This window comes from Gemmatimonadaceae bacterium (assembly GCA_020852815.1).
GTDB lineage: Bacteria > Gemmatimonadota > Gemmatimonadetes > Gemmatimonadales > Gemmatimonadaceae > SCN-70-22.
This window is the reverse complement of the sequence record JADZAN010000009.1, coordinates 215595-230347: the sequence shown is the minus strand read 5'-3', so window position 1 is coordinate 230347 and position 14753 is coordinate 215595. Positions and strand designations below refer to the sequence as shown.

Below are 14753 nucleotides of genomic sequence, written 5' to 3'. Positions count from 1 at the left end.
GGAGACTCCGTGAGCGACTCGACGAGCTTCGCGCGGAGGAGATCTGATGATATTGCCCGTTCCATAAGGACAATATCGACCTATAATGTCATTGTAACAAGGACAAATTAGGCGCAAGTTGTCCTTTTCGTAGTGACTTCATTGACAACTACGCCCCCCTGCACCCCCTCACCCACCCTCACCCCCCGCAACAAGCGCCTCGAGCTTGTCGAACGACCCCGTCCACCCCACGGTCATCCCCCCGCGCTCCGCGACGAACGCCGCAATCTCCTCCGGCGTCGCCGACTGATCCGGCTGCCACCGAATCGTCACGCGGGTCCGTGACGGTCCCTCCGCCGTCAGCTGCACCGTTGTGTGCATGTAGGCCGGCCACAGCGGCGCCATCGGGTGACGCGACAACCGCTCCTCTGCATCCGTGAAGCATTGCGTGTACGCGAGCAGGTGCGGCCGCTCGATGCGCTGGTACGCGATCTTGCCGTACAGCGTGAAGTCGCCACTGCGCATCGAGTAGAAGCCCTCGCCGCCGCTGCGGATGTCGATGCGGTGGAATGTCATCGTCATGCCGGTCGGCGGCAGCCACCTGGCGAAGTGCTCAGGCTTGGTCCACAGGTCGAACATGCGGTCGATCGGCGCGTCGAAGCTGCGATTGATCACGAACACGTCGGTGTGCGACACCTGCTTCTCGAGGAACTCGGCGAGACGATCCCACGTCCCGTTGCCACCGGCGGACTTCACGAAGGCGCGCGCCTGCGCCGCCTCTTCGGCCGTCGCCAGCGTCATGCGCATGTCCAACTCCGTCTTGCCGCCAATGTCCTTGAAGGTGGCCGTCACGCGAAACATCGGCTTCGCATCCGCCGACGACGCACCATGGTCATACACCAGCTTCGCGCGCGGCTCCACTTCGTGATAGCGCGTGAAGTTCGGCCAGTCCTTGCCATCGGGGCCGTGCATGGTGTAGACCCACGTGCCGCCCGGGCGCAGGTCCTTGCTGTGGGTCGTTAGGGAGAAGCCTCGCGGCCCCCACCATTGCCCGACATGCTCGTCCTTGGTCCACGCGTCCCACACCAGCGAGACGGGGGCGTCGTACACGCGCGTGATGCGAATCTCGTTCGCGGCTTCGTAGGGGCTAGCGGTCTGGCTCATGGGAGGGGTCCGGAGGGGTGGGCGGGGTGGGCGGGGTGGGCGTCGTGAGCGTCTTGAGGTAGTCACCCAGTCGGTCGAGGCTCGCTTCCATGTGCGCGCGATACTCATGCATCCACGTGTCCACGTCGCGGAGCGGCGCCGAGTTGAGCGTGCAGGGGCGCCACTGCGCCTCCCGCCCCTTGGTGACGAGCCCCGCCCGCTCCAGCACCTTGAGGTGCTTGGTCACGGCCGGGAGCGTCATGCGCCCCAGGAACGGCTCGGCGAGCTGCCCGACGCTGGCGTCCCCCTCCCGCAATCGGGCGAGGATCGCCCGCCGGGTCGGATCGGCCAGCGCCGAGAAGGTGAGGGACAGCGTGTCGACCATTCTTTACCGTCAGGTGAATTAACCGAATGGTATAATACACAGCGACGCGAACGGCGCAAGGACGTCTGCCCAGGGCGCACCCCGCGGCTCCTCAACCTCTCCCCGTACGAACTAAAGCGCGCCCAGCTCCCGCCGAGTCGCGCTTTCCACATCGTGTACAAACCGTTGTCCTGCTAGTAGCTAGGGACGGAATCGAGCCGTGCCACCTCGGCGTACGTTGGCGTTCGCGGTGTGGAGCGACGTCGAGCTCCGATTCGTGTTCGCCGATGGGCGTGAGGGCAGCGCGCCGCTCGAATGGTTCCCGCGGCTGCGCGACGCGGCCCCGGTAGCGCAGCGGAGCTACCGCCTGATCGGGGGCGGGATCGGGGTGCATCGGCCGGAGCTCGACGAGGACATCTCGGTCGCGGGGCTGCTGGCGATACACTGAGGGGAGGTCACCAGAAGAGAAGGCCGCGCCGGGAAAGCTCCTCGGCGCGGCCTTGTTGCATGCTTGGATGGCAAGCGACGGAATCGAACCGCCCGTACGCGAATCTCCCAAAGCTCTCGCGCACCGTCAGCGCTTCGCTTTCGCTCGGCGGCTGGGCTTCCGCGACTGCTGCAGGTGCTCGATGAGCGCCCGCAGCGCGCGCGAAGCTGTCTGTCGCTGCGGATAGTACAGATAGTAGCCCGGGAACGGCTCGCAGAACTCCTCGAGCACCTCGACCAGCGCGCCGCTCGCCAGCTCCTCGCGAATGTACGCGTCCATCGCCATCGTCACGCCGAGTCCCGCGGCTGCGAGGCGGCGGTTGATCGCCGAGCCCGTCGAGAGGACGCGCGCAGGAACGGCGACGGTGAAGGCGCGCCCTTTCTCCGTGAACTCCCAACGATAGGGGGGCGCGTCGGTCGACGCGTGCCAGTTGAGGCACTCGTGATCGACAAGCTCCCGTGGATGCCTAGGTACGCCGCGCCGCTTGAAGTACGCCGGCGCGCCGACGACGGCCATGCGCAGGTCGCCGGTGACGGGGACGGCGATCATGTCCTTGTCGATGGTCTCGCCGAGCTGCACGCCAGCGTCGAAGCCTGCAGCGACAATGTCGACGGGAGCGTCGCTGATGGTGAGGTCGAGGCGCACGTGCGGATGCGTCGCAAGGAAGGTCGGGAGCAGCGTCTCGCCCATCATCGAGAGGGCGGCGCTCGACGTGTGCAGGCGCAACGTGCCGCGCGGCTCGTGCCCCAGCTCCCCCACCGCAGCGGCGGCGGCGCGCACCTCGTCGAGGGCAGGCCGCAGCGAGTGATACAGCCGCTCGCCGGCCTCCGTCAGGTGCACGCTGCGCGTGGTGCGCCTGACGAGTGCGACGCCGAGCCGCGCCTCGAGGCGGCGCACGGCCTGGCTCACCGCCGAGTGGCTCATGCCGAGCCGCTCGCCGGCGGCACGGAATCCTTTCGTGTCGGCGACGGCGACAAAGGTCGCCATGCCATCCAACTCGTCGCTCATGCGTCCCTCGGCTGCCCCCCGGCGGTCCCTCGGGTGTCCCGACTGGACGGAATGCTGACCAGGGTGGACACCGCTGGCAAGTAGATCGACCGCCTTGTGCGCGGGCACATTGCCATGCACCTCAGCGCGCAGCCGTCGCCATGGCCACCGTCGTCCCGAACGTCACCCTGAACAACGGCGTCGAGCTCCCCTCGCTCGGGCTCGGCGTCTTCCAGAGTCCGCCGGCGGAGACCGCCGCCGCGGTCGAAGCGGCGCTCCGCACCGGCTACCGCCTCATCGATACCGCGGCCGCGTACGCCAACGAGCGCGAGGTAGGTGAGGGGATCCGGCGCGCGGGCCTCGCACGCGACGACGTCTTCATCGAGACGAAGGTCTGGATCAGCGACTACGGCTACGATACCGCGCTCCACGCCTTCGACAAGAGCGCGCGCAAGCTGGGCGTCGAACAGCTCGATCTCCTCCTCCTGCACCAACCGCTCCCTTCGGCGTTCGACCGCACGCTCGCGGCGTATCGCGCGCTCGAGACGTTGCTCGCCGACGGCCGCGTGCGCGCCATCGGCGTGAGCAACTTCATGCCCGATCACTTGGAGCGCCTGCTCGTCGTGGCGAAGGTCGTCCCGGCGGTGAACCAGATCGAAGTGCACCCCTACTTCCAGCAGGCGACGCTGCAACGCATGCACGCCGCGCACGGGATCACGACGCAGGCCTGGTCGCCCATCGGCGGCATCACGTCGTACCGGGGGATGGAGAAGCGCAGCTTCGACGATCCGACGCTGCTCGCGATTGCGCGGCAGTATGGCAAGTCGGCTACGCAGGTCATGCTGCGCTGGCACGTGCAGGAGGGGCGCTCGGCGATCCCGAAGTCGGTCCGGCCCGCGCGCATCGCCGAGAACTTCGACGTCTTCGACTTCACTTTGACGAGCGAACAGATCGCGGCCATCGATTCGCTGGAGACTGGCGTGCGCGGCGGACCCGAACCGGACTCGATCACGCTCGAGGCGTACGGCCGGCCGATCCCTGAAGCATGAGCTACCCATGGCGTTCCAACTGCCCCTAACATCAGCCCCCACTCGCATGAAGCGGATCCTCGGCGCGCTCGTCGCGCTCATGATCGTCCACGTCGCGCCGCTGCTGGCGCAGGCCGCCGGCACACCCACCGCCGCCGAGCAGGAGGTGCTCGCCCTCTCGCGCACAAAGTGGCGCTGGATGGCGGACAAGCAGGGCGACTCGCTTGCCACGCTGTTCCACGATCAGTCGATCTTTGTCCATATGGGCGGCGCGTGGGGGCGGACGCAGGAGCTCGACGTGATCCGGAGCGGCGGGATCCACTACAAGCACGCGGAGGTCTTCGAGGCCTCGGCGCGCATCATCGACGCGACCGCCATCGTGTTCGCACGCATCCGCCTCGACGCCGTCGTCGGAGGGAACGAGGTGAGCAACCCGTTCCTCGTGACGGAGGTCTACGTCCGGCAGGGCGGCGCCTGGAAGCTCGGCTCGCTCTCGTTCACGCGCCTCCTCACCCCGGGGTCGTGACATGCCGGCCGAGCGGAACAACTCGTTAGGCCGTCGCCCCTTCCTGCAGGCGGTCGGTGGAGTCGCCGTCACGTCGTTGCTCGGTGCCGTGCCGACGCCCGTCGCGTCGCAGCCCAGCGTCGTCGCGACGGGCGATACGGACACCAAGCAGTCGATGGGGCGCCGCCGGCTCGGGACGCTCGAGGTCTCCAGCGTCGGGATCGGCGTGCAGAACATGTCGCGTCGCTACGAGACGACGGTGCCGTACCGTCCGGAGATGCACCGGATCATCCGTGCGGCCTACGACCGCGGGATCACCTTCTTCGACGCGGCCGAGGCGTACGTTCCGCACGAGGTCGAGCGCATCCTTGGCGAGGGGATCGCACCCTTCCGCGACAAGGTCGCGATCACCTCGAAGTTCGGATGGAACATCGACCTCGAGACCGGGCAGCGCCGCCCGGGGCTCAACAGCAAGCCCGCGCACATCAGGCTCGCCGTGGAGGGAATGCTCAGGCGCCTGCGCACCGACCGCATCGACCTCCTCTACCAGCATCGCGTCGACCCCGAGGTCCCCATCGAGGACGTCGCCGGGGCGGTGCAGGACCTGATGAACGAAGGGAAGGTCCTGCACTGGGGGCTTAGCGAGATGGGACCCAACACGCTGCGCCGCGCGCACGCGAGCCTTCCGGTCACTGCCGTGCAGAACGAGTACTCGATGCTCTGGCGCGGGCCGGAAGAGGGGATCCTCGCGCTCTGCGAGGAGCTCGGTATCGGCTTCGTCCCCTGGAGCCCGTTAGGCGTGGGCTTCCTCACCGGTGCCATCGATGCCTACACACGCTTTGCGCCTGGCGACATCCGTGGCGTCGAGGGGCGCTTCTCCCCCGAGCACCTTCCGCACAACCTCGCCCTGGTCGAGCTGCTGAAATCGTGGGGCGAGCGGAAGCGGGCGACGCCGGCACAGATCGCGCTGGCGTGGCTCCTGGCGCAGAAGCCGTGGATCGTCCCGATCCCCGGGACGACGCGCGTGTCGCACATGCTGGAGAACGCCGGGGCAGCGGACGTTCGCTTCACGGCGAGCGAGGTCTCGGAGCTGAATGCGGCCGTGCGCGCCATCGAGGTCCACGGCTCGCGTCTCCCCGACCAGGTCCTCGTCTTCTCCGGGGTCGAGGCGCCGCTCAGGAGATGAGCACACGAACCGTTAGGCACACCGGAGCACGGACGATGCAGCATCGCGCGCTGGGCACGAGCGGTCTCGAGGTGTCGGCACTCGGGCTCGGGTGCATGGGGCTGAGCTTCGGGCTCGGGCCCGCGACCGACCGGGGCGACGCTGTGCGCCTGATCCGCGCCGCCGTCGAACGCGGCGTCACCTTCTTCGACACGGCGCAGATCTACGGGCCGTACACGAACGAGGAGGTCGTCGGCGAGGCGCTGGCCCCGTTTCATGGGCAGGTGGTGATCGCGACCAAGTTCGGTTTCGCGTACGATGCGGACGGCAAGCCGGCCGGTGGGCTCGACAGCACCCCGGCAACGATCCGCCGCGGGACGGAGGATTCGCTTCGTCGCCTACGCGTCGACGCCATCGACCTGCTCTACCAGCATCGTGTCGACCCCGCCGTCCCCATCGAGGAGGTGGCCGGGACGGTCCGCGACCTGATCGCCGAGGGGAAGGTGCGGCACTTCGGGCTGTCGGAGGCCGGCGTCCGCACCATCCGTCGCGCGCATGCGGTGCAGCCCGTCACCGCGCTCCAGAGCGAGTACTCGCTGTGGTGGCGGGAGCCGGAGGGGGAGATCTTCCCGGTGCTCGAGGAGCTGGGGATCGGCTTCGTCCCCTTTTCACCGTTAGGCAAGGGCTTCCTGACGGGGAAGATCGACGTGAACACCACGTTCGACCCGAGCGACTTCCGCAACACGGTCCCGCGTTTCGCACCGGAGAACCGCGCAGCCAACCAGACGGTGGTGGAGATGGTGCGCGCGATGGCGGCGCGGAAGGGATGCACGCCGGCGCAGCTCGCCTTGGCGTGGGTGCTGGCCCAGCGGCCGTGGATCGTCCCGATCCCCGGAACCACCAAGGTGCACCGGCTGGAGGAGAACCTCGGCGCCGTGGACGTCGAGCTGTCGCCCGACGAACTGCGCGAAATCGGCGACGCCTCAGTGCGCATCGAGGTGCAGGGGGCGCGTTACTCCGAGGGCTCGCAGCGATTGATCGACCGGTGAGGTGATCATCATGTCATTCAGGACCTTCGCACCGTCCCTCGCGATCGTGCTCGCCGCGTCAGGTGCCGTGGTGCATCCGGCGAGCATCGCCGGCCAGCAACCGGCGCCGCGTACCGCACCCCAGCCATACGTCGTCGGCAATCCGCTCGGCGTCACGCGTCCGGCGCCTAACGACTCAAGTGGGACGTTCGCGCCGATGTCGGCGAACGTCACCGTCTTCGGCGCCATTCACAACGCCGAGAGCTGTTCGTACGATGCCGCGCGCGGCCTCATCGTGGTCCCCAATCGCGGCGTCGCGCAGCGCGTGCAGGCGAACGACGCCTTCGTCTCGCTCATCAGGCATGACGGATCGGTACACACCCCGCGCTGGATCGGCGTGCAGCCGCCGGCGACGCGCGCATCCGTGGCACCAGCGCTCACGCTCAACGAGCCGTTCGGGAGCGACATCGTCGGTGGCGTGCTGTACCTCGCCGACAGCGACGGCAACGCCTCGACGAGCGATCCGCGCGTTGCGGTGATCCGCAGGTTCGACATGAAGACGGGCGTGCCGCGCGGCGAGATCCGCGTCGACCGTTCGCCTTGGCTCAACGATCTTGCCGTCACCGCAGATGGGACCATCTATGCGACGCAGACCGGCGGTCTCGGTCCCGACGCCGACCCCGCGACGTGGCAGGTGCTGAAGATCACGCGCGACGGCGCCATTCGCACGTTCGTGCAGGGGACGCCACTGCGCATGCCTAACGGGATCGCGATCGACCCGCGCGGAAACATCGTGGTCGTCAACAGCGGCGACTCCGCCGTGCTCACCTTCGCGCCGAGCGGGACGCTTCTGGTGACGGAGCACGCCGCGCAGGCGGGGAGCGACGGCGTGGTGATCATGCCCGACGGGACCAAGTACGTGAGCAGCGTCTTCCAGGGCGGGGTTTCCCGGATCACTCCCGGCCGCCCCGCCGAGCTGATCGCGCGGAACATCCCCAGCGCGGCGTCGATGTGCTACGACGCGGCGGGGAACCAGCTCGTGATCCCGATGAATGACCAGAACGGGCTGGCGTTCATCCGGCTGGGGGAGCGTCCGAGGGGACGACCTCTTCGTCCGTGAAGCACTCGGTGCGGGTGCTCGTTGGCGGCACGGGGGCTGCCTGACGGGTTGTGGGCGGGAGCAGCGCCGAATCTCCGGGCGCCTGCCGGACCTCTACTGGGGGATCGAGGGAGGGGGGGCCTCTACCATCCCTCTACCCCCTCGAAATCAGCCGAAAACACGACGGGCCGCCGATATCGCCTCGGCGGCCCGTTCGCATAACTCATTGTCTTTTCAGTCTTACCCGCAAATGGCTAGGGACGGAATCGAACCGCCGACACGCGGATTTTCAGTCCGCTGCTCTACCAACTGAGCTACCTAGCCCCACTCTCCTCCCAACCCGCAGGGAGGACCGGAGAATGTAAACGCCCCTACCCCCCCAACTCTACCCCCCGCAAGTACCCGATACTCGCCCCCAACGCCTCCTTCGGATTCGCCACCAGGTCCTGCTCCACCAGGTAGTGCTCCACCCCCACACGCTTCGCCGCGCTCAGGATCCTCGGCAGCGGCAGCACCCCATCCCCCGCGGTCGTCATCTTCGGGAAGAGCGCCATCCACTGGCTCGCGTCACCGCCATCGCCCGCGAAACGCACCTTCTCGCTCATGTCCTTGATGTGCAGCAAGCGATAGAGCCGTGGATATGCCGTGAGCAGTTCGACGGGGTCGGCGCCGCCGGCCGTGGTCCAGAACAAGTCCATCTCCGCCGCGAACACCGCCGGGTCCACGCGATCGAGCAGCACGCGCAGCGGGATCGCGCCCTCCATCGGCGCCAAGCCGTACCCGTGGTTGTGGTACAGCACCTTGAAGCCGTACGGCTTGGCCTTCGCCCCCATCGCATTGAAGCGATCGGCCATCCGCTTGTAGTCGTCGAGCGTCTTGCGGTACGGCGCCGGGATGTTGCTGATGCCGAGATACCTGAGCCCCAGCGCCTGCGCCGCTTCGCCCACCTGCTCGGGGCGCGCCAGGAGCGTGGCGAGTTCGATGTGCGCCGAGGCGGCCTTGAGCCCGTGCTGGTCCAGGAGCGCACGAAAGTCGCCGGGCGTGCGCCCGTACGTCCCGCTCGCCGCGAAGCCGAGTCGCGCCCCCATCGCCTTCCAGCTCTCGATCGCCTCGGGCGTGCTGAAGCCGTACGGGCCATACAGCTCCACCTCGCGATAGCCAAGCCCCGCCAGCATTGCCAGCGTCCCGTCCAGGTCCTGCTCCAGCAGTTTAGGGAGGGAGAACAACTGCACGCCGATCGTCGTCAGGTGCTCGCCAGGTCGCTCGGCGGCTCGCGCGTCATGGCGCGCGTCAGCGCGCATGTGGATGCGCGCGTCGCTGCCTAACGGCGCAGCCCCCGCCTCGCGTGCGGCCGACCACACGGCCGCGCCCGCGCCGAGCGCTGCACCCCCCATGCCCAGGAACTGTCGTCTGTCCATTGTCAGCAATTCATCGTTTGGTGTCAGCTCTCATCAGGGCGGCGTATCCCCCGCCCCGTCGAGCACGTCGCGCACGCGCCGGGTGAGCGTGGCCGGCACGTAGGGCTTCTGCAGGAAGTGAATCCCATCCTCCAGCACCCCTTGGTGCACAATGGCGTTGCGCGTGTAGCCAGAGGCAAAGAGCACCTTCATCGACGGACGCTCCGCCGAGAGCTTCGCCGCCAGCTCCTTCCCTCCCAGCCGGGGCATCACCACGTCGGTCACCAGGATGTGGATCTCCCCGGCATGGGCACCCGCCACCTGCAACGCATCCTCGCCATCGTACGCCTCGAGCACGGTGAACCCCTGTTCGCGCAGCGTGCGCACGGCAATCGCCCGCACGTCCTCGTCGTCCTCCACCAGCAGCACGGTCTCGTACCCGCGCTGCGGCGTCGCCGCCTCTGCGGGCGCGAGTTCGCTCGGCGTCCCCGTCCCGCGTGGCAGGTAGATCTTGAACGAGGCACCGTTGCCCGGCTCGGAGTACGCCCAGATGTGCCCCCCGGCCTGCTTCACGATCCCGTAGCACGTCGCCAGCCCCAACCCGGTCCCGCTCCCGCTGGGCTTCGTGGTGTAGAACGGCTCGAACACCATGGGAAGCACGTGCGCCTCTATCCCCTTCCCGCTGTCGCTCACGGCCAGCATCACGTACTCGCCCGGCGTCACGCCGGCATGCGCCGCGGCGTAGCCCTCGTCGAGCACCACGTTCGCGGTCTCGATGATCAGCGTCCCACCATCGGGCATCGCGTCGCGCGCATTGACGGCAAGGTTCACCAGCACCTGCTCCATCTGCGCCGGGTCCACGCGCACCGGCCACAACGCGTCGGCACATACGGTTTGCAGCTGCACATGCGCGCCAATGAGGCGCCGCAGCATGCGGTCCACCTGTCCGGTGAGCGCGTTGAGGTCGACGATGCGCGGTTCGATCACCTGCCGCCGCGCAAAGGCCAGGAGCTGCGCCGTGAGTTCCGAGGCGCGCACCCCCGCCTGCTCGATCGCCGACAGGTCCTCGCCAGCCTGCGACACATCCTGCCGGGCAAAGGCCGCATGACTCAGGATCACCGTGAGCAGGTTGTTGAAGTCGTGCGCCACGCCCCCCGCCAGGCGTCCGATGCTCTCCAGTCGTTGCGCCTGCAGCAGTTGCGCCTCCAACGAATGGCGCAGCGTGTCGTCGGTCGCCACGCCGGCCACGCGCCTCACCTCACCCGCGGCATCCAACACGGGAAACGAACGATCGGAAATCCAGCGCACCTCGCCGTCCGGACGCACGATGCGATACTCGGCGCGGAAGCGCACGCGATCGCGCTGCACCAGCTGCCGCACCCGTTCCCGATCGTCCGCGTGCATGCTCTCGAGCCAGAGCCGGGGATTGGCGTACAGCGCCTCCGGCGACAGTCCCCAGATCGAGGCGAAGCCCGGACTCACATACTCCACCGAGCCATCGGGACGCGCGAGATAGAACACCGCATCGACGTTTTCCGCCAACTCGCGGAAGCGTTCTTCGCTTTCCAGCAGCGCCGCTTCCATGCGGCGCGTCTCGGTGTGATCGATGACGAGCGTGAGGCGCCCGGTGCGAACGCCATCCTGCACGAAGTCGCGCGCCAGCACGTCGACCCATAGCACGTCGCCCTCGGGTCGCTGCAGGCGCAACGAGATCGAGTACCCCCCCGCCTGCGTGCGGATCGATTCGGTGATGAGCTGTTGCAGCCGCGGCAGGTCTTCCGGATGAACGACGTTGCTCCAGCCAAAGCCCTGCAGCGCCTCGCTGCTCACGCCGGCCATGCGCTCGGTGGCAGCGTTCGCGTACACCAGGCGGCTGTCGACGTCGCTCAGGATGATCCCGATCGGTGACGAGGCGGCGATGGCGCGAAAGCGCGCCTCGCTCTCGCGCAGCGCGCGCTGCGCTTCGACCTGCGCGGTGCGCTCCTCGACAAAGACGGCGACCCCCGCTTCACCATCGACGGTGATGGGGAGATAGCTGGCGTTCCAGTGCCGCCGCACTCCCGGCTGTGCCGCCGTCTCGCCGGACAGTGGAACGTCGCGCACCACCTCGCCCGCCAGCGCGCGCGCCACGACCGGCTCCACGTCCGGCGCGAGCGCCGGCAGCACGTCGCGCAGCGTGCGCCCGATGTACACGTCCACCGGGAGGCCATGGATGGCGGCGAACACTGCATTCACGCGCACGAAGCGCATCGACGCATCGTACACCGCCAACCCGAATGGCGACGCCTCGAACACCGCTTCCAGCAGCGAATTCTGCCTCGAAGGTGTAGTCACTCCTTGCATCCCGTGTTTGTTCTCGCTGCGCCGGTCGAGCACGCCTGAGATAGCACACAATATGGGCCCCGTCCACCGCGCCCGGTCTACCGCGCTCCACCCCCCGGCCAGCGCGGGCCACCCCGCGGGGGCTCCCATGTGAAGCGCGCAATGACCAGCTTGCGGGCGTCGACGCGGTGTCCCGGTCCGGTCGACCTCGCACCACCGGTGCCCTCGCATACGCATACATCGCCGCCATCGCCGCCGCCTACGCCGCCACAGCCGCATGCCTCCACTTCACCGAGCCCGCTCCCGCACCTTCCCGGCCTTGTCCGCCAGGAGGCCGGTCATCGCACTGGTCATCGCGCTGGTCGCCGGCGTCATCGCCACCCCGGCACCTCGCGCGCTGCACGCGCAAGGCGCGCAGGGCGTGCAGGGCGCGTCGCCCCGCCTCCGCGTCCCCGTCACCGTCGACACCCTCCCCAACGGGCTCACCCTCATCGTCCACGAGGATCACTCGGTCCCCACGGTGGCCACCAACGTCTGGTTCCACGTGGGGTCGGGCGATGAGAAGCCCGGGCGCACCGGCTTCGCGCACCTCTTCGAGCACCTGATGTTCATGGGCTCCGAGCACGCCCAGTATCCGCAGTTCGACCGCCTCCTCGAGTCGGCCGGCGCCAGCAACAACGGGACGACCAACAACGACCGCACCGCGTACTACGAGTGGGGGCCGCGCCACGCGCTCCCCCTCATGCTCTGGCTCGAGGCCGACCGCATGGGTTGGCTCCTCCCAACGATGGACAGCGCCAAGGTCGACGCGCAGCGCGAGGTGGTGAAGAACGAGCGGCGCCAGGGAGTCGAGAACCAGCCGTATGGGATCGTCGAGGACATCTCCGCGCCGGCGATGTACCCCAAGGACCATCCGTATTCGTGGCCGGTGATCGGCTCCATGGCCGACCTCTCCGCCGCCTCGCTCGAGGACACGAAGGAGTTCTTCCGGAAGTACTACGCCCCCAACAACGCCGTCATCGTCGTGGCCGGCGACGTGAAGGGAGACTCGGTGCGCGCCCTCGTGCGGCAGCTCTTCGCCGATATCCCGCGCGGCCCGGCCATCGCCCGCCCCACGCCGGCTCCCATCGTCCCGCGCGACACGGTGATCGTGGCCGAGGATCGCGTGCAGCTCCCGCGCCTCTACCTGTCCTGGCACGCCGTCCCGCGCTTCCACGCCGACGACGCGGCGCTCGAAGTGACGCAATACCTCCTCAGCGGCGCGCGCAACGCCCGCCTGACGAGTGCCGTGGTCTATGAGCAGGAGCTGGCCCGCGACGTCTACGCGCAGAACGACGCCAAGAAGCTCGCCGGCGACTTCACCGTGGTCGCCACCGCCCGCCCCGGCAAGGCGCTCAACGTCGTGCGCGACGCAATCGACCGCGAGCTGGTGCGCCTCGCCACCGACGGCCCCACCGACCGTGAGCTGCAACAGGCGCGCAACGCGCTCGAGTCGCAGTTCCTCAACCGCCTCGAGTTCGTGAACGCCAAGGCCGAACAGCTCAACGAGTACTACTACTTCACCGGCACCCCCGACGCCTTCCAGCGCGACCTGGACCGCATGCAGGGCGTCACCGCCGCCGACGTGAAGCGCGTGGTGAACCAGTACCTGCGCGCCCCGCGCGTCACCGTCAGCGTCGTCCCCACCGGCAAGAAGGAGCTCGCCGCCACCGCGGGAGGTGCCCAGTGAGCCGCGCCCATCTCGCGCGCCACGCGGCCACCGCCGTCGGCGCCACCCTGTTCGCCGTCGCATCGGCGACGTCCCCCGCGCCCGCCCAGCCCGCCGTGCGCGAGCGCCCGCCGGCGTTAGGCTCGGCCGCCCCGCTCACCGTCCCCGCCGTCCATCGCGAGCGCCTCGCCAACGGCCTCGCCCTGAGCGTCGTCGAGCAGCGCGAGCTCCCCCTCGTGCAGCTCGTGGTCTCGTTCCCCGGCGGCGCTCGCCTCGACGCGGCCAACGCCGGCATCGCCGCCTTCACCGCCAACATGCTCGACGAAGGGGCCGGCACGCGCGACGCCGCCACGCTCCAGTCGGAACTCGCCTTTCTCGGCGCCTCGCTCCAGACCGGCGCCGACTGGGACCGCATCACCGTCTCGCTCAAGGTCCCCGTGCGCTCGCTCGCGCCGGCGCTCGACCTCCTGGCCGACGTGATTCGCCGCCCCACCTTTGCCAGCGCCGAGGTCAAGCGGCAACGCGACTTGCGGCTGACGGCTATCCTGCAGCAGCGCGACCAGCCCAACGCCCTCGCCGACATCGCCTTCAACAGCACGCTCTTTCCCACCGGCCACCCCTACCACCGAAATGCCGGCGGCGACTCGGCGACTGTCGCCGCGATCGACAGCAGCGCCGTGCGCAACTTCTACGCGCGGGCGCTGCGCCCCGAGCACGCACAGGTCGTCGTCGTCGGTGATATCGCGGCCGAGCGCGCACGCGCCGAGCTGCAACGGCGGCTTGGCGACTGGCGCGCCGCCGGCGCCCCCGCCGTCGCCGCGGCCGTCACCACGGCGCCGCGCCGCGAGGTGCGCACGCGCGTCTACCTCGTCGACAAGCCCGGCGCCGCACAGTCGGTCATCTCCATCGGGTGGCCCGGCGTCGATCGCCTCTCCCCCGACTACGCCCCGCTGATGGTGATGAACACCCTCCTCGGCGGCTCATTCTCGTCGCGCCTCAACTCCAACCTGCGCGAGGCCAAGGGCTACACCTACGGCGCCAGCTCACGCTTCACCTTCCGCAAGCTGCCCGGCCCCTTCATCGCCTCGGCCGCCGTGCGCACCAACGTCACCGACTCGTCGCTCGTCGAGTTCTTCAAGGAGCTGCGCGCCATTCGCGACCAGCCCGTGTCCAACGACGAATTGCAGCGCGCCAAGGCCTACGTCGAACTGGCGCTCCCCGGTTCGCTCGAGAGCACGTCGCAGGTGGCAGGGGCCATCGCGCAGCTCGCCGTCTTCGACCTCCCACTCGCCGAACTGTCGACGTACGCCGCCAAGGTCCGCCGTGTCACCACCGCCGACGTGCAGCGCGTGGCCAGGCAGTACCTCCACCCCGACCAGGCGTCGGTCATCGTGGTGGGCGACCTCAACAGCGTGCGCCCCTCCATCGAGGCGCTCAAGCTGGGAGAGATCGTCGTCCTCGACCTCGCCGCGCTCACGCGCTGAGATCGAGTTGAGGTCGAAGATGGTGCATGGCCGGGGCTGCGCCGCGCGGCGTGGCTC

The 14753-nt window shown here is 68.7% G+C and carries 13 protein-coding genes and 1 tRNA gene; 8 read left to right on the top strand and 6 right to left on the bottom strand.

Annotated features, from left to right (window positions below; genetic code table 11):
• Nucleotides 1-168 precede the first annotated feature (168 nt).
• Both IT359_05185 and IT359_05180 read right to left on the bottom strand, forming a co-directional pair.
• Nucleotides 169-1143, bottom strand: coding sequence for an SRPBCC domain-containing protein (locus IT359_05185; protein MCC6928371.1), 975 nt, complete (start codon nucleotides 1141-1143; stop codon nucleotides 169-171).
• On the bottom strand, nucleotides 1127-1507 hold the full coding sequence (locus tag IT359_05180) for a winged helix-turn-helix transcriptional regulator (GenBank protein ID MCC6928370.1): 381 nt from the start codon (nucleotides 1505-1507) through the stop codon (nucleotides 1127-1129). The genes IT359_05185 and IT359_05180 overlap by 17 nt, the downstream gene beginning before the upstream one ends.
• A 199-nt stretch (nucleotides 1508-1706) precedes the next feature.
• On the opposite strand from IT359_05180, the gene IT359_05175 reads away from it, so the two are divergent.
• Nucleotides 1707-1934, top strand: coding sequence for a DUF2442 domain-containing protein (locus IT359_05175; GenBank protein ID MCC6928369.1), 228 nt, complete (start codon nucleotides 1707-1709; stop codon nucleotides 1932-1934).
• Nucleotides 1935-2060: 126 nt separating this feature from the next.
• On the opposite strand, the gene IT359_05170 is transcribed toward IT359_05175, so the two are convergent.
• Complete coding sequence (locus IT359_05170; GenBank protein ID MCC6928368.1) at nucleotides 2061-2981, bottom strand: LysR family transcriptional regulator; 921 nt, start codon at nucleotides 2979-2981, stop codon at nucleotides 2061-2063.
• A gap of 140 nt (nucleotides 2982-3121) precedes the next feature.
• On the opposite strand from IT359_05170, the gene IT359_05165 reads away from it, so the two are divergent.
• From IT359_05165 to IT359_05145, 5 genes are all read left to right on the top strand, one after another.
• The gene (locus tag IT359_05165; GenBank protein ID MCC6928367.1) at nucleotides 3122-4009 is read left to right on the top strand and encodes an aldo/keto reductase; all 888 of its coding nucleotides are present in this window, start codon (nucleotides 3122-3124) and stop codon (nucleotides 4007-4009) included.
• Nucleotides 4010-4055: 46 nt separating this feature from the next.
• A complete protein-coding gene (locus tag IT359_05160; GenBank protein ID MCC6928366.1) occupies nucleotides 4056-4514 on the top strand; it encodes a nuclear transport factor 2 family protein in 459 nt (152 codons plus the stop codon).
• Between the two features lie 154 nt (nucleotides 4515-4668).
• Nucleotides 4669-5679 carry an aldo/keto reductase gene (locus IT359_05155; protein ID MCC6928365.1) on the top strand — a complete coding sequence of 337 codons (1011 nt, stop codon included), beginning with the start codon at nucleotides 4669-4671 and terminating at the stop codon, nucleotides 5677-5679.
• A 35-nt stretch (nucleotides 5680-5714) separates the two neighbouring features.
• The gene (locus IT359_05150) at nucleotides 5715-6707 is read left to right on the top strand and encodes an aldo/keto reductase (GenBank protein ID MCC6928364.1); all 993 of its coding nucleotides are present in this window, start codon (nucleotides 5715-5717) and stop codon (nucleotides 6705-6707) included.
• A 10-nt stretch (nucleotides 6708-6717) separates the two neighbouring features.
• Nucleotides 6718-7806, top strand: coding sequence for a hypothetical protein (locus IT359_05145; protein ID MCC6928363.1), 1089 nt, complete (start codon nucleotides 6718-6720; stop codon nucleotides 7804-7806).
• Between the two features lie 230 nt (nucleotides 7807-8036).
• On the opposite strand, the gene IT359_05140 is transcribed toward IT359_05145, so the two are convergent.
• The 3 genes from IT359_05140 to IT359_05130 form a co-directional block, all read right to left on the bottom strand.
• Nucleotides 8037-8109, bottom strand: a tRNA-Phe gene (locus IT359_05140).
• 47 nt (nucleotides 8110-8156) lie between these two features.
• On the bottom strand, nucleotides 8157-9203 hold the full coding sequence (locus IT359_05135) for a sugar phosphate isomerase/epimerase (GenBank protein MCC6928362.1): 1047 nt from the start codon (nucleotides 9201-9203) through the stop codon (nucleotides 8157-8159).
• Between the two features lie 33 nt (nucleotides 9204-9236).
• Nucleotides 9237-11516 (bottom strand): PAS domain S-box protein, encoded by a 2280-nt coding sequence (locus tag IT359_05130; GenBank protein MCC6928361.1) that lies wholly within the window; start codon nucleotides 11514-11516, stop codon nucleotides 9237-9239.
• A 307-nt stretch (nucleotides 11517-11823) separates the two neighbouring features.
• Here IT359_05130 and IT359_05125 point away from each other — a divergent pair, with 307 nt between their 5' ends.
• Nucleotides 11824-13233 (top strand): insulinase family protein, encoded by a 1410-nt coding sequence (locus IT359_05125; protein MCC6928360.1) that lies wholly within the window; start codon nucleotides 11824-11826, stop codon nucleotides 13231-13233.
• On the top strand, nucleotides 13230-14696 hold the full coding sequence (locus IT359_05120; GenBank protein ID MCC6928359.1) for an insulinase family protein: 1467 nt from the start codon (nucleotides 13230-13232) through the stop codon (nucleotides 14694-14696). Before IT359_05125 ends, IT359_05120 begins: the two co-directional genes overlap by 4 nt.
• Nucleotides 14697-14753: the final 57 nt, after the last annotated feature.